The 23749-nt window shown below is 67.2% G+C and carries 24 protein-coding genes; 12 read left to right on the top strand and 12 right to left on the bottom strand.

All coding sequences use genetic code 11. The annotated features are described in order from the left end of the window. The first annotated feature begins 53 nt into the window (after window positions 1–53). Window positions 54–1898 carry a hypothetical protein gene (locus MRQ36_RS27560; protein WP_242799666.1) on the top strand — a complete coding sequence of 615 codons (1845 nt, stop codon included), beginning with the start codon at window positions 54–56 and terminating at the stop codon, window positions 1896–1898. A 363-nt stretch (window positions 1899–2261) separates the two neighbouring features. Further along, the gene (locus MRQ36_RS27565; RefSeq protein WP_242799667.1) at window positions 2262–2600 is read left to right on the top strand and encodes a hypothetical protein; all 339 of its coding nucleotides are present in this window, start codon (window positions 2262–2264) and stop codon (window positions 2598–2600) included. Between the two features lie 239 nt (window positions 2601–2839). On the opposite strand, the gene MRQ36_RS27570 is transcribed toward MRQ36_RS27565, so the two are convergent. Then, window positions 2840–3838: a hypothetical protein gene (locus MRQ36_RS27570; protein ID WP_242799668.1), complete on the bottom strand. Its 999-nt coding sequence runs from the start codon at window positions 3836–3838 to the stop codon at window positions 2840–2842. 158 nt (window positions 3839–3996) lie between these two features. Between MRQ36_RS27570 and MRQ36_RS27575 the strand changes: the two genes are divergently transcribed. Further along, window positions 3997–4155 (top strand): hypothetical protein, encoded by a 159-nt coding sequence (locus MRQ36_RS27575; RefSeq protein WP_242799669.1) that lies wholly within the window; start codon window positions 3997–3999, stop codon window positions 4153–4155. Here the strand turns inward: MRQ36_RS27575 and MRQ36_RS27580 are convergent. After that, window positions 4143–5311, bottom strand: a protein-coding gene (locus tag MRQ36_RS27580; RefSeq protein WP_242799670.1) for an IS3 family transposase whose coding sequence is annotated in 2 segments (ribosomal slippage) — window positions 4143–5024 and window positions 5027–5311 — 1167 coding nt in all. Because the reading frame shifts where the segments join, the coding sequence is not laid out codon by codon here. The genes MRQ36_RS27575 and MRQ36_RS27580 overlap by 13 nt on opposite strands. 55 nt (window positions 5312–5366) lie before the next feature. On the opposite strand from MRQ36_RS27580, the gene MRQ36_RS27585 reads away from it, so the two are divergent. The 3 genes from MRQ36_RS27585 to MRQ36_RS27595 are packed head-to-tail and all read left to right on the top strand — an operon-like array spanning window position 5367 to window position 7399. After that, entirely contained in the window at window positions 5367–5522 is a 156-nt protein-coding gene (locus MRQ36_RS27585) for a hypothetical protein (protein WP_242799671.1), read from the top strand. Continuing rightward, window positions 5519–6805: a hypothetical protein gene (locus MRQ36_RS27590; protein ID WP_242799672.1), complete on the top strand. Its 1287-nt coding sequence runs from the start codon at window positions 5519–5521 to the stop codon at window positions 6803–6805. The genes MRQ36_RS27585 and MRQ36_RS27590 overlap by 4 nt, the downstream gene beginning before the upstream one ends. A gap of 60 nt (window positions 6806–6865) precedes the next feature. Then, window positions 6866–7399 (top strand): hypothetical protein, encoded by a 534-nt coding sequence (locus tag MRQ36_RS27595; RefSeq protein WP_242799673.1) that lies wholly within the window; start codon window positions 6866–6868, stop codon window positions 7397–7399. 140 nt (window positions 7400–7539) lie between these two features. On the opposite strand, the gene MRQ36_RS27600 is transcribed toward MRQ36_RS27595, so the two are convergent. After that, a complete protein-coding gene (locus tag MRQ36_RS27600) occupies window positions 7540–8301 on the bottom strand; it encodes a DUF429 domain-containing protein (protein ID WP_242799674.1) in 762 nt (253 codons plus the stop codon). 129 nt (window positions 8302–8430) lie between these two features. Here MRQ36_RS27600 and MRQ36_RS27605 point away from each other — a divergent pair, with 129 nt between their 5' ends. From MRQ36_RS27605 to MRQ36_RS27620, 4 genes are read left to right on the top strand one after another with little or no spacing between them, the layout of a single operon-like run. Beyond that, a complete protein-coding gene (locus MRQ36_RS27605) occupies window positions 8431–9747 on the top strand; it encodes a hypothetical protein (protein ID WP_242799675.1) in 1317 nt (438 codons plus the stop codon). Further along, entirely contained in the window at window positions 9744–11735 is a 1992-nt protein-coding gene (locus MRQ36_RS27610; protein WP_242799676.1) for a hypothetical protein, read from the top strand. The genes MRQ36_RS27605 and MRQ36_RS27610 overlap by 4 nt, the downstream gene beginning before the upstream one ends. After that, window positions 11732–15196 carry a helicase-related protein gene (locus MRQ36_RS27615; RefSeq protein ID WP_242799677.1) on the top strand — a complete coding sequence of 1155 codons (3465 nt, stop codon included), beginning with the start codon at window positions 11732–11734 and terminating at the stop codon, window positions 15194–15196. Before MRQ36_RS27610 ends, MRQ36_RS27615 begins: the two co-directional genes overlap by 4 nt. Further along, on the top strand, window positions 15177–15560 hold the full coding sequence (locus tag MRQ36_RS27620) for a YbjN domain-containing protein (protein WP_242799678.1): 384 nt from the start codon (window positions 15177–15179) through the stop codon (window positions 15558–15560). The genes MRQ36_RS27615 and MRQ36_RS27620 overlap by 20 nt, the downstream gene beginning before the upstream one ends. A gap of 93 nt (window positions 15561–15653) precedes the next feature. Here the strand turns inward: MRQ36_RS27620 and MRQ36_RS27625 are convergent, their stop codons facing one another. From MRQ36_RS27625 to MRQ36_RS27640, 4 genes are all read right to left on the bottom strand, one after another. Continuing rightward, window positions 15654–16058, bottom strand: a complete 405-nt coding sequence (locus MRQ36_RS27625) for a hypothetical protein (protein ID WP_242799679.1) — start codon at window positions 16056–16058, stop codon at window positions 15654–15656. Window positions 16059–16070: 12 nt separating this feature from the next. Then, window positions 16071–16220 carry a hypothetical protein gene (locus MRQ36_RS27630; protein ID WP_242799680.1) on the bottom strand — a complete coding sequence of 50 codons (150 nt, stop codon included), beginning with the start codon at window positions 16218–16220 and terminating at the stop codon, window positions 16071–16073. 575 nt (window positions 16221–16795) lie between these two features. Beyond that, window positions 16796–18511 (bottom strand): hypothetical protein, encoded by a 1716-nt coding sequence (locus MRQ36_RS27635; protein ID WP_242799681.1) that lies wholly within the window; start codon window positions 18509–18511, stop codon window positions 16796–16798. Between the two features lie 397 nt (window positions 18512–18908). After that, the gene (locus tag MRQ36_RS27640; protein WP_242799682.1) at window positions 18909–19100 is read right to left on the bottom strand and encodes a DUF4926 domain-containing protein; all 192 of its coding nucleotides are present in this window, start codon (window positions 19098–19100) and stop codon (window positions 18909–18911) included. A 448-nt stretch (window positions 19101–19548) separates the two neighbouring features. On the opposite strand from MRQ36_RS27640, the gene MRQ36_RS27645 reads away from it, so the two are divergent. Then, complete coding sequence (locus MRQ36_RS27645; protein ID WP_242799683.1) at window positions 19549–20061, top strand: SigE family RNA polymerase sigma factor; 513 nt, start codon at window positions 19549–19551, stop codon at window positions 20059–20061. Between the two features lie 361 nt (window positions 20062–20422). Continuing rightward, window positions 20423–20899 carry a hypothetical protein gene (locus MRQ36_RS27650; protein WP_242799684.1) on the top strand — a complete coding sequence of 159 codons (477 nt, stop codon included), beginning with the start codon at window positions 20423–20425 and terminating at the stop codon, window positions 20897–20899. Window positions 20900–20976: 77 nt separating this feature from the next. Here MRQ36_RS27650 and MRQ36_RS34780 read toward each other — a convergent pair whose 3' ends face one another. The 5 genes from MRQ36_RS34780 to MRQ36_RS27670 all read right to left on the bottom strand — a co-directional run bounded on the left by MRQ36_RS34780 (window position 20977) and on the right by MRQ36_RS27670 (window position 23713). Further along, on the bottom strand, window positions 20977–21147 hold the full coding sequence (locus tag MRQ36_RS34780) for a hypothetical protein (RefSeq protein WP_374250821.1): 171 nt from the start codon (window positions 21145–21147) through the stop codon (window positions 20977–20979). A 137-nt stretch (window positions 21148–21284) separates the two neighbouring features. Further along, the gene (locus MRQ36_RS34785; RefSeq protein ID WP_374250822.1) at window positions 21285–21503 is read right to left on the bottom strand and encodes a helix-turn-helix domain-containing protein; all 219 of its coding nucleotides are present in this window, start codon (window positions 21501–21503) and stop codon (window positions 21285–21287) included. Continuing rightward, complete coding sequence (locus MRQ36_RS27660) at window positions 21428–22486, bottom strand: IS110 family transposase (RefSeq protein WP_242793516.1); 1059 nt, start codon at window positions 22484–22486, stop codon at window positions 21428–21430. Before MRQ36_RS27660 ends, MRQ36_RS34785 begins: the two co-directional genes overlap by 76 nt. 334 nt (window positions 22487–22820) lie before the next feature. Next, window positions 22821–23213: a hypothetical protein gene (locus MRQ36_RS27665; protein WP_242799685.1), complete on the bottom strand. Its 393-nt coding sequence runs from the start codon at window positions 23211–23213 to the stop codon at window positions 22821–22823. Between the two features lie 65 nt (window positions 23214–23278). Beyond that, on the bottom strand, window positions 23279–23713 hold the full coding sequence (locus MRQ36_RS27670; protein ID WP_242799686.1) for a hypothetical protein: 435 nt from the start codon (window positions 23711–23713) through the stop codon (window positions 23279–23281). Window positions 23714–23749 lie beyond the last annotated feature (36 nt).

Genomic DNA, 23749 nt, shown 5'->3' on the forward strand with positions numbered 1-23749 from the left:
CGGCGACGCGTTCGGCGCAGCCCTCTCGCCTTTAACCCCTCGGGACGGCGCAAATGCTCGGTTTCAGGTCTGTGTTCACGACCCACCGCGAACGGAACCACCTGCAGCCACTGGTACGGGAACAACTCGACCGTTGGATCGCGGACCCCAAGGGCTGGGATCCGTCTGCACTCCGTGAGAACCGGTGGGCGACCATCGGCGACAACGTCAGGGCCCTGCTACTGCAGCACGAGGGGCAGGATGGATCGGCCTCAACGCGTGTACGGATCGTCGAGACGAAGCCGGACGGACAGTGGATCACCCAGCTGACCGTCCATTCGCCCAACGCGAGAGAGCGTGCGGCGTGGGCGTGGGTCGACATCGAATCCCCCGACCCCGACAGTGAGGACCCACGCAGCCGCCCCCGCCGCGCCGGCACCCCCCGCTTTCTCGCCCCGATGCTCGAAATCATCGATGCTTGGGACGGTGTAGCACGCCTCACCACGCGGCCAATCGTCATCCGCGGCGATGAGGTCGACGAGGTCTACCGAGCGCTCATCGACACCGAGCGACGATGTGCCGTCTTCGTCGCTGGCAACGACGACTCGCTGCCGTCAGTCCCGTGGACGAACCGGATCGCCAACCTGACCCGATTCACCATCGGTATGGCCTCGTGCTACGTGCTGGACGGGGAGGCAACACAGTTGCTCAACGACCGGCTCGGCCAGGCCCACGCCGTACTGCCCGGCCGGCTTCGGACCTATCGCTCTCAAGTTGAACCGGACTCCGACGTTGACGGGCTGCGGCACCGAGTCCTAAGCGCCGAGCGGATTGCCGACGACAACGAACAGCCCCGCCTCGCGCGGGTCCTCGCCTCCAAGGCCCAACTTCAAGCTCTCGAACAGCCACTCCCCGCATCGGTGGCGCGGGTACACCGCATGCTGGAACGTATCGCCGACGACATGTTGGTGCACCGGCTCGGCGACGTCGGTTCGAAGCGGCCATCGCTCGTTCCGTCGCAGCCTCGGGCGGCGGCCGTCGAGACACGGGGGAGTGATCGCCGGCAAGACGACGTCAGCGCGCAGCAAGGCATGTTGCTGGACTACCTGAAGATCAAGGTAGGGATCGATGACCTGACCGTCGATCGCATCGATGAGATCGTGCGTCTGATCGAGGTCGGTCGGTCATCGCAGGAGGCACAGAAAGACATCGCATCCCGACTCGCGCAGCTCCAAGGCGAACTCGATGAGATGCAGAAGGCGTATCACGACGTCAAATGGCAGCTGGATGATGAGCAGATCGAGAACCGGGACGCGGTCGACCGCCTGACCCGGTCGGCGGAGACTGAACGGACGCTACGCCGCCGCTTGGCCTCCTTGGGGCAAGCAGAGGTGGCCTGGACGGCGCAGCCATCGGAAGCGGATGTCTCCCGGCCGGACAGCTTCGGCGAGTTGCTCCGCTGGCTGCCAAAGCTCCAGCACGTCGTGTTCACGGGCGATCCTGACTGCGCCGAGGAACTCGACAGCAACGACCCCCTGGGCGCCTGGGCTTCGAAGACCTGGGACGCGTTGTTGGTGCTCCAGGACTATGCGGCCGCAAAGGCGGACGGGCGCTGGGATCGGGACGTGCACGGCTTCCTGGAAAACACTCCGGATGGCTGCCACGAGTGGCCGACGCGACGACACGCCCGTGACGAGAGCGAAGAGGTCCGGACCAACCCAGCGTTCTGGCGAAAGCGGATGCTCCCCGTGCCGGTCTCCGTCGTTGCGGCGGGCCAGATCTTCATGGGTGCGCACTTCAAAATCGCTCAGTTTGCGATGATCAGCCCGCGCATGCACTACTACGACGATACTGCGCAGAGCGGACGGATCTATGTCGGCTACATCGGTAGGCACCTGCCGACTGGACAAACCAACTAACATAATGAGGGCATCCCTGTGCGCTGCCAGCACGGAACGTACGGATCGGTCACGGCCGGTATGGTTCACGTCGTGCCTGCCCCGGTGCGCGTTCTCACTGCGGTGACCGTACTCAGCCTTGCGATGTCCGGTTGTAACACCGACAGGGGTGACCATCGAACGGCCCGGACCGGTGCGGCGACAGCAGCATCATCATCTGTCCCGCACATGACCAGCCCCTCTGGCAGCCGTAGCTACCGCGCTGTTGGCTTGGATCTTTGCCGGCGTACCGATGTGGAAGTCCTCGCTGACCTCGGTGTGACGGTGACCCGGACAGATCCGAGACCGCCGTCGGGGCGTCCGGGGGCCGCATGCCTGTTCGAGATGCGTACCGCTGCCGGATACCAGGCGAACCTGCGGGTGGAGGCGTCCACCCCTGAGACGGTAGAAGATGCACGTCGCCTCTACCGGGCGACGCGTGACGTTACGGGTATGACGCCGGTCGGACCGGTCAGTGGCGCGGGCGAGGAAGCTGAGGCGTTCACCAAGCAGTCGACGCCGGGGTTCAAATATGCCGAGTACATGGTCCATGCCCGTGCCGGGAATCTTGTGGTCAAGGTGTGGCTTGCCGTCGGCGGTACCTCGTATGTCTCTGCATCGATGCTGGCAGTGAAGTCTCTGGCCTTGTTAAGGGCAGTGCAATCCGCGGTTCCCATAGTCTGACGTCTGCAGCGCGGCGCATCCTGGCGGGGGAGTCGTCGTGAATGCGCAACCGGCGATGGCCGTCTCTCGGGTGATCACTCCAAGACGACGGCGCAGTCCAGTCGCAGCTGAACGCGTTGACGGTGGCGGCGCAGAGCTTGATCATTCCCGCCGCCTCAGCGGGCTGCAGGACTGAGGGCACCGGACCGGCCGAACTATAAAGGCGTGCCGTGGACCCTGGTCGCTGGGGTCAGGGGACTTCACTCACGGGATGCAGCCGCTGCGGGTTGCTGTGCGGTATGCGTCGCACGAATCGGCAGGAGGAAGGGTGCCGTGGGCAACGCCGAGGCACCGAAGCGGAAGTACGCAAAGAGAACGGCGTGGAGCCAGGCGGCCGGCCCGGTCAGGCGCAGCGGCTCGGTGTCGGCGAAGAGAAGCACCACGCCTTGAGACTCGAGGTGATATCCCATGACAGCGGCATGGTCGAACGACAACCACCGTCCGAAGGAGTAGCACCAGGTTCGGGTGGGCGTGAGCACGACCCGGGTGACTTGGTGCTCGCGCCACTGCGGGCGGGCCAGGCGCTCGGCGCGGGACCGGGCGCTGCTGTTGCCGATGGCGTTGGCGACCAGTGCGCCGGTAACGAAGGCCACTGATCCGAACGCCATCGCCGACGTCTGGGTGTAGGTGACCTCCGAGCCGTAGTGGCGCGCGTAGTGCAGTCGGGCGTCCAGGTGCACCGACTCCTCGGTGAGGAACCCCGGGGCGGGCACCGCGCCGGGCTGCCCACCCAGGGAGAGAAATTCGAGCGTACGACGGGCGGCGTCGCGGCCCTCGGTCCACGCCGTGTCGACGGCCGGCGGCGGTACCAGCCGACCGACGCCGTAACCCGCGGCGTAGGTGGCCAGCGCCCATGGGGCCGCGACCCCGACGACGCCGACAGCGAACCACCGCCGGCGGCCGAAACCACGCCGGTGCCGCCCCTCCGTCACTCCCACGCACAGACCGGTGATCGCCGTCGCAGCGACGTAGACGATGGCGATCAGCACCAACAAACCCACGAGGCCGCTGATCTTCGAACATGCGTCGGGTATGTCTAGCTTCGGATCGCTGACTTGTAATCCGTGATCCCGAAGACACTTGTCCACGGACCCGTACGACCAGCCGATCCCCCACGCGAGTGCCGGCGTGGCAAGTGCCGTAGCGATGGCGGTGAAGGTCCAGTGGCCGCTCTTCGACGGTGCAGGCACGAACGACATGAATGGCTGCCGCTCCTTCCTGTCACTGCGCCGGTACGCTCCGACGCGAGAGCTTACCGCTCCGCCGATGCGTTGTGGAGCTGCAGATGAGCCCGCAGGGCTATACCTCATGAAGGCTGGTGATGACGCGTGGTCGAGGCCATGTACCCTCGCGAATCATGGCGGCCTTTGACCCCGCGACTGAGCTCAGCCAGGATCTCGCCTTCCGTCTGCTGATCAACACCTCGGTGACGTTGTTCTGGAGTACAGCGATCCTGGACGAGACCACCGGCGGGTCTGCTGCACCGGCAGGTGACAGGTGTAGTCACGCGGCCTGACTGGCCGGTGGGTGCATGATGGTCTCGAATTCAACGGGGGTCAACCGGGACAGTGACCGTTGGCGCCGGCGGCGGTGGTAGGTCGGTTCGATCCAGGTCACGATCGCGATCCGTAGTTGCTGGCGGGTTGCCCATGATCGCCGGTTCAGGACGTTGTTCTGCAGCAGACCGAAGAACGATTCCATGGCGGCGTTGTCGCCAGCGGCGCCGACGCGACCCATGGAGCCCACCATCCGGTGACGGTCCAGAGCACGCCGCATCTTCCTGGACCGGAATTGCGACCCGCGGTCGGTGTGCAACACGCAACCGGCCAGGTCACCGCGGCGAGCGGCGGCGTTGTCCAGTGCGGCGACGGCGAGGCGGGACTTCATCCGCGAGTCGATGGAGTAGCCGACGATGCGGTGGGACCAGACGTCCTTGATCGCGCACAGGTAGAGCTTGCCTTCGCCGGTGTGGTGCTCGGTGATGTCAGCCAGCCACAGCCGGTTCGGGCCGTCGGCGGTGAAGTCCCGGCGCACGAGATCGTCGTGCACGGGTGGGCCTGGCTTGCCGCCCTTGCCGCGACGCTTGCGTTTGCCGAATGCGCTCCACCAGCCGTTACCGGAGCAGATGCGCCACGCGGTGCGGTCGGCCATCGGCTGCCCGGCGTCGCGGGCCTCGTCGACGAGGAACCGGTAGCCGAACTCCGGATCGTCACGGTGGGCGTCGAACAACGCGTTGGCCCGATACGCCGCCACCTCCTCGGCGCTGGTGACGGGTCGGGCCAGCCACCGGTAGTAAGGCTGGCGAGCGATCTTCAACACCCGGCACGTCACCGCCACGGGGATCCCGTCAGCGGCCAGCTCGCTCACGAGCGGGTAGAGCCTTTTCCCGGCAGATGCGCCTGCGACAAGTAGGCGGCGGCCCGGCGCAGGACCTCGTTCTCCTGCTCCAACAACCTGATCCGCTTGCGCGCCTCGCGCAGCTCGGCCGACTCACCGCCGGCCGTCCCGGGCGCGGTGCCGGCATCGACGTCGGCCTGGCGCAGCCACTTGAACAACGTCATCGGGTGAACCCCGAAGTCCTTGGCGATCTGCTCGACCGTCACGCCTGGCTCGCGGTCACGGGCCACCCGCACGACGTCATCGCGGAACTCTCGGGGGTAGGGCTTGGGCACAGCGACATCCTTCCAGCCCGCCCACAGGGCAAGCCATCTCAGATGTCACCTATCGGTGCAGCAGACCCTTACCGGCCGTGGTGACGTGCAAAGCCTCGGCGCTCACCCCAAGCGCTCGTACTCCGGCTACACCCTGGCCTACCAGGCCCAGACGGGCCGGCTGCTTTATGCCTGCCTCGGCAAGACCTGCTCCATGAAGGAGTCCCAGTGAACATCGGATTAGGTCGAATCGCTGTCCTGGTCGCGACGCTGACCACCGCCCTGTCCATCACCGCGCCGGCCGCCGCGGCACCGGTCAGACACAAGATTGGCTGGCTCGTCACCGAGGCGACCGGCGGCACCCCGGTCGCGCCAGACGCGCCGCCCCAGACCAACAGCAACCCGCCCCGAACCAGCAACATCTCCACCCTCGCCACCCCGGCCGATGACCTCAAGCAGGTGTGCCGCAGCCAGCACACGCAGGAGGCCTCCACCAAGCAAGGCTGGATGGCCGACCGGTTCAACCGATGCTGGATCGGGCACAGAAATGTTGTCCTCCGCTGCCTCAACTGCCCCACAATGATCGCGAGTGTGGAATTCGACTACACCCTGGTCGGCATCGCCCAAAACGGCACCCGGCAAGTCGACTTCACCTTGACCTTCGACAACTGGCTGCCTCTGGGGGGCGAGGAGCGGGAAACCACGCCGTTTCGGGTTTCGTTGTCGGGCTGCGGCTCCCTCGTGTCGTGCAACCCAGCGCTCGGCGAGTTCACCCAACCATTGGGGTCCTGGCGGCTCGCGCCCACCTGGCAGGTGACGATGACCTCGGCCAACAACACCGGAGTCGGATCGGAGTTCCTGGCCACCTCTCTCGTCACGATGAGCATGGCCATCACACCCCTGTCCGCGAACATCCAACCCTGGGTCGAGAACAACATGACCACCGGGCAGGTGCGCTTCGATTCCGCAGGTGCCGTCGCCGGCAAGTACAACGGCACCGTGTTCTCCGACTTCACCCCGACCTACAACCTGGTCGCGCTCGCTCGCGCCGACAACAACGAGGACGGAGTCAGGGAATCCATCCTGCACATTGACGACGCCCTGCATCACATCGAACGCACCTTCCCGTCATTCATCGGGAAAAGCCCTCCGGGTGAGTACAAGGCGTCCCTGGGAGCCAACCAGAGACCCCTGCACCGTACGACCAGCACCACCGACAAGAACAACAATCGGACTTACGCCGGAAAGGTCTGCGACGACGTCTGGGGTTCTGGTGCCGCCACGCCCAACCTCAACTGCGACGAGTACCCGATGGCATCGACCAAGGAGGGTGCCTACACCGGCAGTAGCGCCTCATCCGGCAACACCGAAGGCTGGCGCACCTGGAACGGATCCTCACGGATCATCGGCGAGGTCGACAACCAGGACTCCGGCCGGCAATACCTGAACATCGGCTTCTACCAGCCGAACCGCATCCTCAACAACGACCCCTTCTTCGTCGCGATCAACCGCTGATCTAGCCTCGGGTTCTCCCGCCAGCGAGGCGGGAGAACCCGAGGCCCCGAGGAGCCCGCCATGCCCACGATGCTGGAGACAGTGCTCCCCACGGATAACGGCCTGTTCCTACTCCGGGACGTCGCCGCGAACACCGCAGACGACCAGCGAGCCGCCTTCCAGGCCTCACGCATCCCCGGCAGCCGCGCAGGCCGGCGTGTCGCCGCCGCGGGGCCCGTACTGCTGGTCCGCTGCGCCCATCAATACACACGGCCCCACGTACGAGTCGACGTTCTCGGCGGCACCCCCGACGACGACGGACCCTGGCAATGGGAAGAACGCATGCGGCTCGTCCTGCCCACCGGTGTCGTGACCCTTGACGCCGACCCGACGATGATGCTCGACCTGCCGCACATCGACCTCGGAGCGGGCCCCGGATCGTACGGCCTTTCCGTGGGTCACGTCGGACGTGCCGAGGCGCAAGAAGCGGCGAGGGAAGTCGCCGAACGAACCATCACCGCGTCGCTGGAGGAAACGAGAACGGCGTGGCAAAGCCTCGACGCAATAGAGCGCTACCTCATACGCCTGTGGCCTCTGGAGAGGCACCCTTCCTGACCTCCGTCTGCCCGACGGATAGCCTCTACAAGATCCGGGGTGATTTCACGGCCCGGGGAGGCGGACCTGCTGCAATGCTCACGGCTGAGTTGGACGGTGGGGCTGCCCTGGCCGCGACTCGAAAGGCGGACTCGTTACCGTCACCCCTTCACGCTTGAGGTGATGAGGCCGGTCAGCGGTGCGACCGGTAGGGCGATCCAGCCCTCGGTGACGGCAGCCGCCAGGTCAGCGGGATTGGGGCGAGTGGCGTGCCCGATGGCAGCCGCACGTGCGGTAAGGGCAGCGACGACAGCGTCCACTGCGTGGTCGCTGCCCCGGCATGCCGGCTCGAATGCGCCGAGCTGCAACCATGGCGTAGTCGCCGTCAGTTGGTCCACCAGATCGTTCAAGGCGCCGTTGTTCTTCCGTCCCTTATATCCCTGGTACGGCAGGCCCCACTGCTTCAGCGACGCTGCCGGATAGACCTCGACAACCGTCCCGCCGCCGCTTCGGTCCACGGGTTGCCCGTCGGCGGCGAGCCGCGCCAGGACACCGGCACACCGCATCGCCGTGTGTGCGATCCGATCCGCGGCCACGCTGAGTGGAGGGCGACCCGTCACCTCACGGGTCACCAGGTCGGTGCGGCGCCAGGCCAGGCTCCGGCGCCAGTCGCGCCCGACCAGATCGGTAGGGCTGACAAGATCGCCACGGTGGTGGGCGATGACGAATTCCACGAACGGCTCCGGCCAACCCAACGGACAGTCGATCCCCACCTTGTCGGCCTCCGACGCCGCCCGCAGAAGCTGCTCATCGCCGGCTCCGATAATCAGCTCCTCCAGCACGGCAGTGGCCCCGGTCCATCGAATCCAGGCCACAGCGGTGTTGGCGTCCTCCGCCGCAAGATCGATCCCCGCCGTCAACATCAGCCCAACCTACTGGGACAGGGCGAATGCCCCTTCGTCCACCGTGTCAGCCCCGACCGGTCGACTCGCCGACGCAGCCGAGGCAAGCAAGTCCGCACTCCAAGCGGTTCGCTCGAAACATGTGTCGAAGTGGAGGATTGGCGGGCCGATTTCCAGTTGATGATGATTGCGGCCGTGGCGTTCTTCCTGACCGACTTGGATCCTCGTGCCCGCGTAAAGGGGTCGCGGGACGGCCTCGGCGCGCAGGCTGTCTGGTCAGCGACGGGGCGGCCGCTCATCGGCAACCTCACCACTGTCACGGACTCCCTCGCGGGATTCACCACCTTGCTCGTCGGACTGCGGCTGGCCGAGCTCGCCAGTGCCGACGAGGGGGACAGCCCCACGAACGCCTTCCTGATCTGGGAGCAGATGGCGGCATACGTACGGCACGTTGTACGAGGTCAGCGTGGCTTCTTCGGCCTGCAGCGGACCGCCGCGCGGGCGGCGAAGGCGGGCAGTAACGGCGGCAAGGTGCACCTGTCGGCGCAGCCGGAGTACCAGATTCTCAGCAACCAGCGAACGGATGGGCTGCTGGGTAACTACACCGCACCGGCGCGGGCGTCGGGACTCGTCGCGCCGGGAACCCCGGCGCGACTCACTCCGGAAGCAGCCGCGTTCGTTGACGCCGTCTACCTCCCGCGACTCGAAGTCGGGTGGGGCCGGGATGCTCGCCACCTCGTCCGAGAGTTGCGGCGGGACCGGGTGGTGTTCGACCTCGGCGCGAACGAGAAGCGGGAGTCGGTGGCGAACATCTTCAGCCCGGCGATGTCGCCGCAGGAGGTCGACTTCTACCGTTACCACCTCGTGGACGGTGGCCCGATCGACCCGACCGAGGGGCGGCAGCGCAGATTCGCGATTCTCCTCGAAGCCAGACCCGCCGACTCCGTCCGGCCCTCGCGGCCGTACCTGATGGCGATCGCCGACGATGCCGAGACGCGCGGTTGGGGAGACATCGCCGACCTGGTGCGCCGGGTCATCGCCTGCGAATCGGTGCTCGCGCCGGCGTCACTGCTCTTCAGCTACCTGCTCGGACGCAACGGCATCCACCTCGACACGGTGGTGGCGGACCTTCGATCGACGTGGGGTGAGCGCGTCGACTCGGTCGATCCGCTCGCGGTCTCCGCGATGCCCGGCCACGATTGGCCCCGCATCGCCGAGGCCCTCGCAGTTGGCGACTATCGACAGCTCATCCGGATGTTGGCCGAGCGCAACGGCACCGTGATGCGGGAGCGCGGTGCAGCGCTGGCCTGGCTGGAGGTGACCGACCAGGACCAGCTTCGGGTGCGGTTCCGCGACGAGCCCGCCGGCCTGCCCACCCGTGAGGACATTCCAGCGCTGTGGTGGTACCCGTACTTCATCCCGTCACTGGTGTCCGTGCTGGCGGCGATCGGGAAGGGCGAGGCGTGAGCGAGGGCATTCCCCGGGCGGTACTCACCGAGGCACTTCGCGCGCAGATCAACGGTCGTGAGGTGTTGGCCGCCGTGTTCTGCACGTTCCGCTTCGATCCCGGCTTCTTCGAGCGGGAGATCCTGCCTGCGCTGTTCGACATCCAACTGCACCAGGACCCGCAGATCCGGCGTGTCCAGCTCGAGGAGGCGCTGCGTCCCCTCGCCGGCCGCGTCGCCGTCTACTACGACCCCGGCGCGCTCGTGACCGGTGACGGAACGGCGTGCCTGGACGTGGGTCGGATCCCGGTCCGGCCCCGGACCGGCTACTTCCATCCGAAGAACGCGTTCATTCTGGTGCGGAACCCCTCGACGCAGGAACGCTCACTGGTGGTGCTCACCGGGTCGGCGAACCTGACCCAGGCGGGCTGGTGGGAGAACGTCGAGTGTGCGCACCTGGAGGAGATCGCCGAGTCCGGCCGGTCGCGGACCGTACCGGAGATGCAGCGGTTCCTCCAGTACCTGCGGACCACGGCGAAGAACTTCGAGTCCCAGGCAGCCTTGGACGACGTACAGGGTGGCCTTCGTACGGTGCAACCGATGGCACACCGTACGGCGAAGGGCCGGCTGCACCCGCACTTCCTGTTCAACGGGCGGCGCGGTGCGCAGTCGCTGGTCGACCAGCTCGACGCTGTCGCCGGCCAGTGGCTGCGTCACGCCGATCTGGAGGTGCTGTCCCCGTACCTCGACGACGCGGACGCGTCACTGCCGCTCGAGGCATTGATCGACCGTTTCCAGCCGCGCAGGTGGCGGGTGCTGCTGCCCGAGGAGAGTGGCCTGGCCCGGTGCCGCCCGAAGCTCTACGAGTGGGTGCTGGAGCGAGGCGGCGAGTGGGGGCGGCTGCCCAAAGCGGTCCTCGCACGTGGCGGCAAACAGGCGACGGGGGCGGCGCAACGGACGGTGCACGCGAAGGTGTACCGCTTCTTCACCAAAGACTGGGAGATCACGCTCGTCGGGTCGTTCAACCTCACCGGCCCGGCGCACTCGGGCGGCGGCAACGTCGAGAGCGGGCTGCTGTCGGAGGTGCCCGTGGACCGCCCGCCGCAGTTCTGGCTGGAGGCTATCGAGGAGCCGCCGCCGTTCGCGCAACCGGCCGGCGAGGACGACGGCGTCGACCAGGGCTATGTGCCGCTGCTGGCGCGGTACGACTGGGCGTCCGGGCAGGCAGAGGTCCTGTGGGACGGTGCGGGCGACACCCCGGCCCTCCAGGTGTACGACCGGGGTGTGCACCTCTTCGAGATCGGTCCTCTGCAGCGAGCCGTCTGGACGGCGCTGACCGCCGACGACGCGGTGATTCTGCGCGAGCGGCTGCGCGAGACCAGTTTCCTGACCGTGGTCGCCGATGACCGGCGCGGGATCGTCCTCGTCCACGAGAGCGGCATGGCACACCGCCCGTCGATCCTGCTCGACCTGAGCCCGGCCGACATCCTGCGCTACTGGTCCATGCTCACCGCGGAGCAGCGAAACGCCTACCTGGCCGCGCGCGGCGAGGCGCTGCGCGGGCCCGGAGAGGGACTGCCGGTGGAGTCATCCCCGGACACCATTTTCGATCGGTTCGCCGGGATATTTCACGGGTTCGCGTCACTGGGCCGCGCCGTGCGCGACGCCCTCGACGACGATCGGGTCGAGGAGGCCCGGTTCCGGATGTTCGGCGCCAAGTACGACTCGCTGCCCGTCCTCGTCGAGCAGATGGCGAACGAGACGGCGGGGGATCCGCTGGATCGGTACCTCATGGTGCTCTGCGCGCGACAGCTCGCCGACCACGTACGCCGCCACTTCCCCGGATTCTGGGCGTCGGATCCGGTCGGGGTCTCCCGCCTGGCAGAGGGGCTCAGCGTGCAGGCCGTCCTACGGGAGCAACTGATTGCGCGTAACGACGCCGAGATGGCGGAGTTTCTGGACTGGTACGAGCCCCGATTCCTGGACGAGACGGCGGTAGCGACGGCATGATGATCACGGTCGGCACCGCAAAGCAGCTGCTCAACTTCAACCGGACGATCCACAATCCGCAGCTGGCCAAGGATCAGCTCCACGGGGCCGTCGCCCTGCACAACATCCTGCAGCGCCATCAGGTCGCCTACCTTGCCGACGAGGTCGGCATGGGCAAGACGTACGTAGCGCTCGGTGTGGTCGCCCTGCTGCGCCATTTCACGCCGGACCTGCGGGTGCTCGTCATCGCGCCGCGGGAGAACATCCAGCAGAAGTGGCAGCGGGAGCAGGGCCTCTTCACCAAGAACAACGTGTGCCTCAACGACCTGCGGGTGCGGATGCCCGGTGGGCTGCCGGCACGATCGCTCGTGCACTGCCGGAGTCTGATCGAACTGTTGGAGGAGACGGCGGTCGGCCCGGACCGCGACTTCTTCGTCCGGCTCCCCAGCTTCAGCCTGCCGATGCGCCGCGACCCCCAGCAGCGCCGCAACCTGCGGGACCGGCTGCGCGCGCAGGTGCCGTGGCTTCCCGACGACCTGGTCGACCTGAGGGCCAACCCGGAGCTCGTCAAGGACCGGTTCGCGCAGGCGATCAACGCCGCGCTGCCCCCCTTCGACCTCGTGATCGTCGACGAGGCGCACAACCTCAAGCACGGCTGGGGCCCACAGTCGTCCTCCCGGAACCGGGTGCTGGCCACCGTGCTGGGCCGCGACCGCACCGACGTCGACCCGAGACTGCGCGACACGTACGGCCCGCGGGCCGGCAAGGTGTTGCTGCTGTCCGCGACACCGGTGGACGACGACTACCGGCAGCTGTGGAATCAGCTCGATGTCTTCGGGCTGGCGGATCCCTTCCGGCCACTACAGGACTCGGACGTCAGCGAGCAGCAGCGGCGGGAGGTGGCAGGGAAGTTCCTGATCCGCCGGGTGACGTCGCTGGAGGTGGCCGGGCAGCAGCTGACCAAGAACCTCTACCGGCGGGAGTGGCGCGGCGGGGGCGTCACCGAGCACGACGAGCCGATCCGGATCACCGACGACCGGCAGCGGCTGACCGTCGCGCTGGTGCAGAAGAAGGTGAGTGAACTACTCGACGACGAGCGGTTCGGCACCCGGTTCCAGGTCGGCATGCTGGCCTCGTTCGAGTCGTTCCTCGACACCAGCGCCGCGAAAAAGCCGACTACGAGGGAAGACTCCGACGACATTGCGGACGAAGCCGTCGAGGGTAACTTCGACGACGCCGGGCAGGCCACCGACGCGGTCGAGCGGCAGGGCATCGACGTGCCGATGCTCAACGACCTGGCCCGCGACCACTTCCGACGGTTCGGCCGCGAGCTGCCGCACCCGAAGATGGACGCCCTCGTCCGTACCCTCGCCACGTCCTGGCGCGACGGCCGTAAGGGCCTGGTCTTCGTCCGTCGGGTCGCGTCCGTCAGCGAACTCAAACGCAAGCTCGACGACGAGTACAGCGACTGGCTCGTCGACCGACTCCGCAACCGGCTGGACGAGCGGCATCGGCCGGTGTTCGAGAACGCCGTCGACGAGTTCCGCCGACAGCGGGCGCTGCGAGACTCGACCGCCCCCATAGTGGCGGACCAGGTTCGGGAGGACGATGACGCCGGCGGCCAGGACACGTTCTTCGCATGGTTTTTCCGAGGAGCCGGACCCAGCGGCATCGTCAGCGGAGCCACCATCCAGGGGCGGTTCCGCAACCAGAGCGGACCGCTCGGCACCTTCTTCGACGACAACCACGTCATGGCGCTCCTCGACGCCGACCCGGGACAGGTCAGGAAATTGCTGGCAGCCGCGCTCGGCCAAGAGCCGGACAAGGTCAACCGGCTCGTCCGCGAACACTCACGCCACTACATGACCGAGGCGAAGCAGGCGACCCGCAGCGCACGGTTCGACGCTGCCCAAGCCGCCGCGCTCGAACTGCTCGCTGACTACGAGGGGCCACACCGGGAACGCGCCGAGGCGATCTGGCGCCAGTTGTACCGCCCGGAAAAGCGAAGCGCCGTCTCGGCGGAAGCGGATCCGCATCTGCTGGAGACCAGGACCTTCTTCACCGAGCTGCGCCGGCGTAAACGGCTGCGTGACCTGATCTGGCCGGAGCCTACCGGGGCCGACCAGGGTGAGTCGTTTCGCGAGGGGTATCTCCGTGCGCAACTCCTCTCCGCCGCTGCCCGCCTCGGGCACGCCTTCCTCGACCTGTACGCCGTGGTCACCGATCACCTGCCGACGCTGGATCCTTCCGCCGCGATCGACCGACCGGACGTGGCCATCACCGCCTACCTGAATGAACTCGAAAGCCAGGCAGCGGCCCCACCCGACACCCGCCAATGGGCCGGGTTGGACGAGCTTGCCGCGCTGGCCGAGAACTACGAGCTGGTCCTCGACACCAACCTGCCCGATGCGAGGCGGGTCGATCTGCGAGAAGCACGCGCTCTTGTCAGTCGACTCTTCACCGCGCAGGAGCCCGTCGCCGGGATGTCCGGCCGGGTCAACAGGCGCCACGTACACCAGTTCCGTCTCCCCGGCTACCCACTCGTGCTGATCTGCACCGACCTCCTGCAGGAGGGGGAGGACCTGCACACCTTCTGCTCCCGCGTCTACCACTACGGTCTGGCCTGGACACCGTCGGCGATCGAGCAGCGGATCGGACGGATCGACCGGGTACGGTCCGAAACCGAACGCCGGCTGACAGCCCTGAACCGCCCAGCGGACGGCGACGACCTACTGCAGGTGTACTACCCCCATCTCACCGACACCGTGGAACGCCTACAGGTCCGTCGCGTACTACGCAGGATGAACGACTTCCTCCGGCTGATGCATCAAGGCCTGATCCTGCCGACCACCGGCGACAGCCACCTCGACGTCAGCCGGGAAACACTGGTCGACGATGACATTCCACCGCCGCCGGTCGAACCGCTGACCACCGCCTTTCCCGTACGCCCCGAACACCTCGACGGTCAGGACCGGCCGCTGGCGGTGGACGGAACACTCGCCGCTCAGCAGCTCGAGCGCTTCAACACGGTGGCACGCGGAGCACTGCCCGACCTCTCAGTCGACTGGGAGCGGAACCAATCCGGAGACGGCACACTCCTCGGCACGGTGGTCTTCGCCGGCGGGCGGCAACAGCCGTTCAGCCTGCAACTCGAGCGGGAGGGCTCCCACCTTCTCGTTCGGTGCGTGAGCCCTATCGGGCGCGTCAGCACCGAGGGCCAGTGGGATGACCTGGCCACGTGGTCCGCGGGAGTTCCGCTGCGGCTCGGCACCGTCGAGGCCCGCGGCGGCAGCTACGACGTCACCGTCGAGGAAGACGTCCTGCTTACCACCCGGATGTCTGACCCGTCCCGGATCGCGGCCCTCATCCGGCGGGTCACCACATTCGCAGATGCCCTCGAACGGGAGCACCTCCCCGAACGCGACCGACTGCTCAAGGAGTTCAGGACGGAGTTGGAGCGGGATGTTCGGCATGCGCGATGACTGGCGACGGCTCTGCCAAAGCGACGACATGCGGACAAAGGGGCGGCGGGTGCAAGTCTCATTCGCCAACGGGCGATCACATTCGGTCTACGTACACGACGGCGCCGAGGGATACCTGCTCACCGCCGTCGTCGCCGATGCTGATGTCGTCGGGCAGTGGGACCGCCTCTACCGCGAAGCATGGGAGAGGAACCGCCACACCAGGCTGGTGGGCTTTCGCATCGACGAGGACGGCCGAATGGTCGCCCACGGATGGACCCCGAAGGACGGACTCACCGCCGATGCTTTCCAAACCGTCGTCCGCGCTGTTGCCCGCGAGGCGGACCGGTACGAGTTCCAACTGACCGGCGCGGACCGTCGCTGACCTGCCGTCCACCACGGGTTCGTGGATCTATTGGGCTCTGTCCCATGAGCGGTTCCGGCGGCCGTGGCAGCCGCCGGAACCGTCGCCGGGTGGTTAACGTCGTATCTGTACGCAGGCGGGCGATACCTGCGTCCCGTCGGTCCACCGCGCCGCGACGCACACATAGCTGCCGCTGGCCAGGTTGCGGTTGACGGGAAGGTGTACGAAGGTGGTGTCCGACGGGGAGCCGGGATCGCCGTGGCCCCGGTAGTAGATCCCGTCGCCCCAAACCTCGATCTCCAGGTAGAGACCGGTCCGGTACCGGATCGTTCCCTCGATGTAGTTGACGTAGGTGCTACTGCCGTTGACGTACACACAGCGGTCGACCGGGTAGCCGCTGTAGGTGCAACCGCTCGCACTGGCCGCTGCCGGCTGGCTGAAGGTCACGAGCGAGGCACCGATGACCGTGAGTGCGACGAGGGTAGAGCGGAGCGCCTGACTGATTTTCGGGTGTTTCATCGAGGTCCTTTCTCAGCAGTGGCCGACGCCCGTTTGGTTGAAGACGTACGAGGAGTGCACGAGCCAGCGGCCGGTCAGCGGCACGGCCCACACCACGAACCAGCGGTTGCTGTTGTAGTTGCCGTTGAACCAGTGGGTCGAATCGTCGAACCAGCACGCCATCGACACCTTGTTGCCGTTGCTCCACCATGTCTGGGCCCCGTTCGGGCATCCGCCGTCCCAACAGGCGAGTAGGGACGATGAGCCTGAGTAGTTGTACGTGCACGACACCTGCGAGCAGGGCGCGGCGGTGGCCGGCGTGGTGGTGATGCCGAGCGTGGTGGCGATGGCCGCCACGATCAGCAGAGCCGTGGCGAGCCTGTGACCCGGGCGGCGTCGCCGCGGCGGCGCTTCGGGGTTCGGGCCTCGAACATTGGTAGGTGTCACATCGGCGTCCTCTCGTCGAGGTGAAGCTGCGGTGATTTGGTGATCACGGCAGCTGTCTTCGTGGAGCCAATGGTGGGGGAGTTGGGGGCGTGTGGAGGGCCCTTTGCAGGCGATGCTCACGTGTGCAACAAATGAGCGGTTCGCAGATCATCAGGCTGTCAGGTGGCGAGTCGCCGCTCCGGACGGTGGTGGCAGGCGAAGCTGCGCGAGCCGGCTCACCTTCGGGTGAGAGGTGGCCCGATCGGTGGTCGGCGTGAATGAAGCCACGATCGAGCTATGCCTTGGTAGGACCGCCCGTGTGGGGGACATCCTTACCGGTTGGCGCCCTCGTACACCACGGTCGACAGGTTCAGCCACCAAGCGGCGGCGGTCCGCACCGGCTCGGGCATCCGGTCGTCGTTACGTAGCCGCTGCAGCACGGCCCGGTTACGGGTCATGCCCAGGCCGTAGGTTAGGCCGCTCAGTGCAGCCGCGTTGGTGGGCTGTCGGGTACCTCGCCACAGCTGCGCGTGGTGGGTGATCGCTTGTCGCCAGAAGCGGTCGGTACTGGTGCCGCCGACGTGGCCGATCGCCTGGGCCGAGGCGACCGTGACTCGTGCTGGCAGGCCGCTGGCGGTGATCAGCCGCTCGATCACGGGCCGCTGCTCCGCTCCGCCGAGCAACCGCAGCGCCTCGATCATGGCGGGGGCCACGGAGGCGCCAAGAACTGCTGGGCCGGTCAGGTCCGCGGCGAGTGCGGCGGCGAGCGGCCGGCGGTACGGGGTGCCGCTGATCGTGATGGCCGCCAGTAGCCGGACGTCGAATACGGGGTTGAACAGCATTTCCTCCAGCACGACTGGCAGCACGTCGTCGCGGAAGCGTGGGACGTCCCGTGGCATCTGCGCCACCACCGTGCTGGCCAGCCGGGCCACCAGCCGTTGGCTCGCCTCCTGACCGGCGAGCCGGCCGGCCCGGAGCACGTGGTCCGGACCGGCCGGATCGGTGACCAGCCCCCGCAGCTTGGTGCGGCTGGCTGCCGAAGCTGTGTCCAGCAGACGGCGCATCAGCTCGGTCGCCAGCTGCTGAATGTCATCCCGCCGGTTGGAGTCGAGCGTCAGCTCCTGAATTACCGCCATCAGGCGGGGCATCTCGGCGTCGGTGAAGTGACCGAAACGCAACTTGCGGACGCTCGCCAGGAGCGCGCCGTACTGGGTGCGCTCGTTGGTGGGATGAATGAGCTGCTGCAGCACATGTCTGTTCGCGTCGGGATGATCGCTGGCGTCCAGCACGCTTACCGTCTCCACGAAGACCTGGTTCGTACGGTCCGCCGCCAGACCTGCGCACGCGGCGACGGCCGCCTGCTGGCCGACCGGATGTGCCAAGAGCCGGCTGAGTGCCTCGTATCGCTGCATCCAGGCGATGCCGTCGGCGACGATGGTCTCGCTGAGCAACCGCTCGGCGATGTCTGACCATGCCCGGTGTGGCGTGATCACCACCGCTGGTGCCGCCGCCAACCGGCGGGTCAGCTCGTCCCATTCCACGCCGGTCAGTAGGTCCGTCGAGGAAGCCGCCCGTTCCACGAGTTCGTCGAGGCGTTCCGAATCGGCGATCCGGTCGGGCGACCGAGCCAGTGTCGGTAATACGTGCTCCGTGGACGCGGCGTAGCGGTGGATCGTGTCCACGAGCGCGACGAGGCGGTGCGACGGCAGCTCCAGCAGTTCTTCATACCGTCGGATGGCCAGGTACGGGGCACACACTGCCGCTGTCTCCCACCGGGAGATTTGGTAGATGCTGGTGTGCTCGGCCCAGCAGCCGCCCTGGAACGCCTCGGCGAAGTCCGCCGTTCGCAGCCACCGGTCGCTCGGCCCGTAGAGCCGGTTGACGCGCAGCAACCAACCCACCCGGTCCTGGTGCGCTGGCACCCGCGCCCGGTCGCCCGGTCCGGGCACGGCTCGATACGGTCGGCCACGGCGGCCGGTGGTGCTCCTTCCAGTTCCCACGCGGCCATTTATCACACGATGAACTACTGAAAGCAATGCTGCCGCCACTTAAAGACAGCGGGGGGAGTGTAGGACCGACTATGGATGCGTAGATATGCCGTAACACCACCTACTTATCGGTCCCGACGGCTTTGGCGCCTCGCGCGGCCGCTGTGCAGATCGGTGGTGGCTCCGTCTCCCATCGGATCCTGCTCCTAACCTCAGCGGGTGCGGGACCCGAAGATGGATGCCGCGACCGGCGTGAGCGCCGCGATCGTTACCCTGTGGGAAAGGGCTACTGAGCTACGGGGCTCAGCGCCCGCGAGGCCTCACCCAGAATCCCACCGGCCTGCGTCAGCCGAGACCGATCGCAGCGCCGCGTAAGGCCAGATCCCGATGATGGCCTACATGCCATCAAGGTCAGTGTCGGATCTGGTCGACTGGACCGACCTAAAGGGCAGCAACCTCAGGGCGCAAGGCGAACCTTGTCCGGTGGGAGAGCGACGAGGTTGATGGTACGTCCGTCCTCGTCGGTGAACTCGACCTCGTAGGCCAGCTGGGGGGTGCGGAAGACATGCACGATCGTCCCGACTGCTCCGGGAAAGAGCTGCTTCTCCGGCACAGCCTCAACGAGCTCGACCACGTCGTACAGTTCCATCGCCCATCCTTGCTTCAGTGGTGCGAGTTGCGCCTCAGCCTTGAACCATGTCACGTGACCACGCGGTAGTCCGGGATAACGGGGATGTGGCGCCTCTGGTGGGACACCGAGGGAGCGCTCTGAGGACCCCTCCGGGACGGGCATCCGGGAGAGCTGAATCCCTTCGAGGCAGGCGCGGCGCCAGAAGGCTGCATAGACGCCGGGTTCGGACCCGTCTAGCAGCTTGGGCTGAAACTTGCAGGTAGTCGTTATTCAGAGTTGAAGCGAGCCTCTCGAGAAGGGCGTGGAGAAGCCCACGAGGGCCTGCTGTCTGACTTTCAGCACCTTCCGAACAGGTGGGTGCCGGCGCCGCCGCTTCAAGCGCGGACCCCGCGAATGTCTCATCGGATGCAACCTCCGGGGTCGGACCCCGCGTGACTATCCCCGACACGGGATCGGAGGCCACTGGATGAGCGATCGTGACGCCGCGTTTGCGGCGTACTTCGCGGCGCGATCAGACGCGATGCGCGGGACTGCCTATCTGCTGTGCGGCGACTGGCATCGGGCGGAGGACCTGGTCCAGTCCACGTTCACGAAGCTGTACCTGGCGTGGGACCGGGCATCGCGGCACGAGGTCCTCGACGCGTACGTACGGCAGATCCTGCTGCGGACCTTTCTCGACGAGCGGCGCCGCGGCTGGTGGCGACGGGAACGGGTGAACGCCGAGCCGGCGGAGAAGGCCGTGACGGCGGAGTCGCCGGAGGAGCGGCTGGTGCTGTTGCGGGCGCTGACCGACGTACCGCCGCGCCAGCGGGCCGTGCTGGTGCTGCGGTACTGGGAGGACCTGTCCGTCGAGGAAACCGCGTCGCTGCTGCAGTGCACGACCGGGACCGTCAAGAGCCAGGCGGCGCGGGGACTGGACACGCTGCGCCGGCTGCTGGCCCCGACGTTGACCACTACTGGGAGGCAATTCGATGAATGAGGACGAGCTTCGAGGAGCACTACGCCGCACCATGGCGGCCACCAGTCCTCCTCCGCCGATGAGCGGAACCGGCGCCTTGGTCGCCGGACGCCGCGCCCGGTTTCGTCGCCGCGTCGTCTCGTTGGGTGCGGGTTCGGGGGTAGCGCTCGTGCTGGTCGCCGCCGTCGGGTTCACCGGCGTACTGGGCAGCGGAAGTAGCTACCGCCCGGCGGATGCGAAGCCTCCATCCAGCAGCATGGCGGATCCGGGGGTGACCAGGCCGCCTGGTGCCGTGAGGTGCACACCGGCGTCCTGCCCCCGCCGGGGATTGCCGGACCTGTCGCAGGAGGAGCAAGACGCTCGCACAGACCGGGCACGGGAGATGCTCGACGCTCTCCTTGCCGCCCTACCCGGTGGGTACACCGTGGTGAGAGACGACCCGCTGAATCCGCTCGATCCGAAGGCGTCACTGTCAGGGATCTACCAGGCGTACTTCACCGTACGTCAAGGGAAGCAGACCGGGCTGGTGTTGGTCGAGGTGCACGACCCGCAGTCCCCAATTGGAGACCGGTGGGAGGGTGACGGCTGCGCCCTGGCGCTGGCGATGTGGCCCGTCCCCCGTGGACGATGCCAGCTGATGACCACCGGCCAGACGAAGGTGGGGGTGGCCCAATCCCAATGGGGAGATCGGTTCGCCCAGTGGGCCGGGTACCGGCACCCGGACGGGGTGGTGGTCAAAGTCGCCCAGATTTCGAGGCCCGACCGATACTGGAAGGCCCCACCAGAGCTGAAGAAGCTGCCCTTCACCGTCCAGCAACTCGCGGACCTCGCCGTCAACGAACGGTTCCACGTCAGTTGAGATTCGGCACAGTGGGTGGGTGCGCGCAATCCACGCACCCACCCGCGTCGTTGTGTGCTGTCGCGTCCGTGGACGCGTCAGCGTCCGCCGTCGCGGAGGCGTCCGAGTTGTTTAACGTCGACGTGGATCAGTTTGCCGGACCGGTCGCGTTCGTAGCGGCGGATGATCTGGGCGGTGGGCGGGTCGAGTCCGGCGAGGCGGTGCAGGCCGTGCCGGGTCAGGATCGCGTGCGCGGCCGAGGCGGGCATCCCGAGCAGCGTCCCGAGCCGCTGAGGCCCGAGCGTGCGCTTTTGGCGCAGCTGGCAGACCCGTACCTCAGCCTCTGCCGACGTCTTGTGGGGTGGCGGTGGGCCCCGCTGGATCGGTCGGCCAGACCGGCATCGCCCTAGGTCCGCCACCGTCGCAGCCACTTGTATCCGGTGGCCCGGGAACAGCCGAGTTCCTTCACCACATGGGCTACCGGCCGGCCCTGGTCGACGACATGCGTGACGAGCAGCCGCCGACCGCGAATGGATGCTCCTATGGATGTCAAGGGGTGTGGAGAGCGGCGAAGTCGGCGAGGAGGGCGGTGTGGATCTCGCGGACGACGTATCGCTTGAGGCACCGCATGATCTCTTTCTTGCCGAGGCCTTGTTTGGTGCGTTTGTCGACGTAGGTGCGGGTGCGCAGGTCGTAGCGCATCCGGCTGAGCACGATGGTGTGCAGGGCGTTGTTCGCGGCTCTGTCACCGCCGCGGTTGAGGCGGTGGCGGTTGGTGCGTCCGCTGCTGGCGGGTATCGGGGCGACGCCGCAGAGGTGGGCCAGGGCTGCTTCGGAGCGGAGCCGGTCGGGGTTGTCGCCGGCGGTGGTCAGCAGTTGCCCCGCGACCTCCGGTCCTGCGCCGAACAGGCGGCTCAGGGCCGGTGCGGTCCGGGCAACGGCGGGGCGTATCCGTCGATCGGCGTGGGCGATCTCGGCGTTGAGCGCGGTGATCCGGGCGGCGATCGAGGCGAGAGCGGCGTTCGTGGCGTGGACCGGGTCGGTGAGTGCGGACTCATCGACCCGGAGATCGACGCATCGTTGGACGAGCGCGGGACCGGTGAGGCCGGCCAGATCCTCCCTCAGTGTGTCCGGCGCGGAGGTAATGAGGCCGTGGAGCTGGTTGAGGGCTGCGGTGCGGGCCTTGACCGCGCCGCAGCGGGCCACCCGCAGGACACGGATCGCCTCGACCGGCCCGGTGCGGGTCTTCGGGACGCCAGTGGCCTGCCCCGACAGGGCCGCGCGGGCGGCGGCGAGGGCATCGATCGGGTCGGACTTGCCCTTACTCCGACGGGTCTTGCGGTCAGGGCGGTCGATCTCGATGACGGTGATGCCCGACGCGCTCAGGTGACGTGCCAGGCCAGCGCCGTAGGCGCCGGTGCCCTCCACCCCGACCTTGACCACCCGGCCGAAGGTGCGCAGCCAGCGCAGCAACTGCTGATATCCGGCTGCGGTGGCCGGGAACTGCTGATCACCGAGCACCCGACCCGCCTGGTCGACCGCAGCGGCGTGATGAGTCTTGCCGTGGGTATCAACCCCACCCGTGACCTGGCGCTTCTTGGCTGTCATCCTGGAACCGTCGTCCCTTTCGCTTGCACCGACAGGGTCGGCACGCACTCGCCGGGACGGGCGGACAGGACAGTGACGGGGCCTCTTGCACAGGCTCCTATCAGGTCACGACGCCCCTGCCAGTGACGTGCAGGACGGGGTCACCCGGAACCGGTCGACGAATCCACAGCAGGACAGCATCGTCGGTCAGTCGGTGAGTCAGACCAGACCGGGTGACCCCACCTACATCCTCACTGTCAGTCGGGCATCACGGTGGGCCACGAGATCTCCGGTTTCGGTGTGGGCGTCAGCACCTCACACCTCGCCGGAGGTCTCGACGGTGGACGAGATGGCCTCATTCGGCGATCGTTGCCGCTGCTGTGGGGGCCCAGAGGGTCAACCACTGCTCGATGGCTGCCGGGTTCTGTAGTTCCAGGTCACCGTCGTTTTGCAGCCTGAGCCAGCCTGGGCGAAGGAGACCGAGCGTGGTCAACCGTGCCTGATCATGTCCGAGGAGTTCGAGCCACAGATCGGGCCACTGCATCCAGTCCATGACCTCGCTGTCTGGTCGCAGTGCCAGCGCTGCTCGCAGTTGCATCAGCGCCTCTGGATCATGCTGGTCAGCGAGGACCGGAGGACGGTGGCGACGCTTGCGAGTTGGCTCACCAGGCCCGGTTGAGCCGAAGACGCGGACCCGAGTTGTCCTGCTTAAGGTCTCGACCACTTCCGTGAGAAGGTCGCTGATCACGGTCGCCATTCTTGTCGGCGGGTGACCCGACTACCAGCAGGTGCCGACGAGGGCCGTGGATGGGGTCAGGACTGTAAGCCATGGACCGTTTGCCACGAGGCGGTGTCGATGACAACCTGTTCCGTTTCGAAGGCCTCACGCTCGAACGCCTCCACGTCGACGGGTACCGGCGGCTGATCCATCAGCTCGGTGATCTCATCGGGTAGTCGCACGTTATGTGCGTCGATGTAATGCGCGAGCCCCTCTGGCCACACGAAGTACTTGCCGTCGGTCAGTTCGCTGGATCCGTTGCGGGTGCCACACAGCCGACACAGTGAGTGGCCCGCTGTAGCCACGAACCGCGTGCCACCACGCAGGTAGGCGCTTACCCGTCGCTGGTTCGCCGCATCGGCCTCGCCGTCCACCAACAGCGCGGGGTCGGGCCAGTGCTCTTCGCCCGGCCCACACCAGTACCCGATCAGCCGTAAAGTCCGGCTGTTGGTTGCCTCGCTACTCGACACGGGCCCCTCTTCGTAATCTCGGCGACGCGGGTCGAG

This window comes from Micromonospora sp. R77 (assembly GCF_022747945.1).
In the GTDB taxonomy this organism is placed as follows: Bacteria; Actinomycetota; Actinomycetes; order Mycobacteriales; family Micromonosporaceae; genus Micromonospora.

What these genes read in the sequence shown, in the direction of transcription:
- MRQ36_RS27560 (WP_242799666.1), top strand. Translation starts at nt 54, where the DNA reads ATGCTCGGTTTCAGGTCTGTGTTCACGACCCACCGCGAACGGAACCAC.
- MRQ36_RS27640 (WP_242799682.1), bottom strand. Translation starts at nt 19,100, where the DNA reads ATGGAACTGTACGACGTGGTCGAGCTCGTTGAGGCTGTGCCGGAGAAG.
- MRQ36_RS27620 (WP_242799678.1), top strand. Translation starts at nt 15,177, where the DNA reads ATGTTCGGCATGCGCGATGACTGGCGACGGCTCTGCCAAAGCGACGAC.
- MRQ36_RS27615 (WP_242799677.1), top strand. Translation starts at nt 11,732, where the DNA reads ATGATGATCACGGTCGGCACCGCAAAGCAGCTGCTCAACTTCAACCGG.
- MRQ36_RS27595 (WP_242799673.1), top strand. Translation starts at nt 6,866, where the DNA reads ATGCCCACGATGCTGGAGACAGTGCTCCCCACGGATAACGGCCTGTTC.
- MRQ36_RS27575 (WP_242799669.1), top strand. Translation starts at nt 3,997, where the DNA reads ATGGCGGCCTTTGACCCCGCGACTGAGCTCAGCCAGGATCTCGCCTTC.
- MRQ36_RS34780 (WP_374250821.1), bottom strand. Translation starts at nt 21,147, where the DNA reads ATGCCCGCCTCGGCCGCGCACGCGATCCTGACCCGGCACGGCCTGCAC.
- MRQ36_RS27630 (WP_242799680.1), bottom strand. Translation starts at nt 16,220, where the DNA reads ATGGCGTGCTGGTTCGACGATTCGACCCACTGGTTCAACGGCAACTAC.
- MRQ36_RS27650 (WP_242799684.1), top strand. Translation starts at nt 20,423, where the DNA reads ATGCTCGACGCTCTCCTTGCCGCCCTACCCGGTGGGTACACCGTGGTG.
- MRQ36_RS27570 (WP_242799668.1), bottom strand. Translation starts at nt 3,838, where the DNA reads ATGTCGTTCGTGCCTGCACCGTCGAAGAGCGGCCACTGGACCTTCACC.
- MRQ36_RS27660 (WP_242793516.1), bottom strand. Translation starts at nt 22,486, where the DNA reads ATGACAGCCAAGAAGCGCCAGGTCACGGGTGGGGTTGATACCCACGGC.
- MRQ36_RS27600 (WP_242799674.1), bottom strand. Translation starts at nt 8,301, where the DNA reads ATGTTGACGGCGGGGATCGATCTTGCGGCGGAGGACGCCAACACCGCT.
- MRQ36_RS27645 (WP_242799683.1), top strand. Translation starts at nt 19,549, where the DNA reads ATGAGCGATCGTGACGCCGCGTTTGCGGCGTACTTCGCGGCGCGATCA.
- MRQ36_RS27625 (WP_242799679.1), bottom strand. Translation starts at nt 16,058, where the DNA reads ATGAAACACCCGAAAATCAGTCAGGCGCTCCGCTCTACCCTCGTCGCA.
- MRQ36_RS27565 (WP_242799667.1), top strand. Translation starts at nt 2,262, where the DNA reads ATGCGTACCGCTGCCGGATACCAGGCGAACCTGCGGGTGGAGGCGTCC.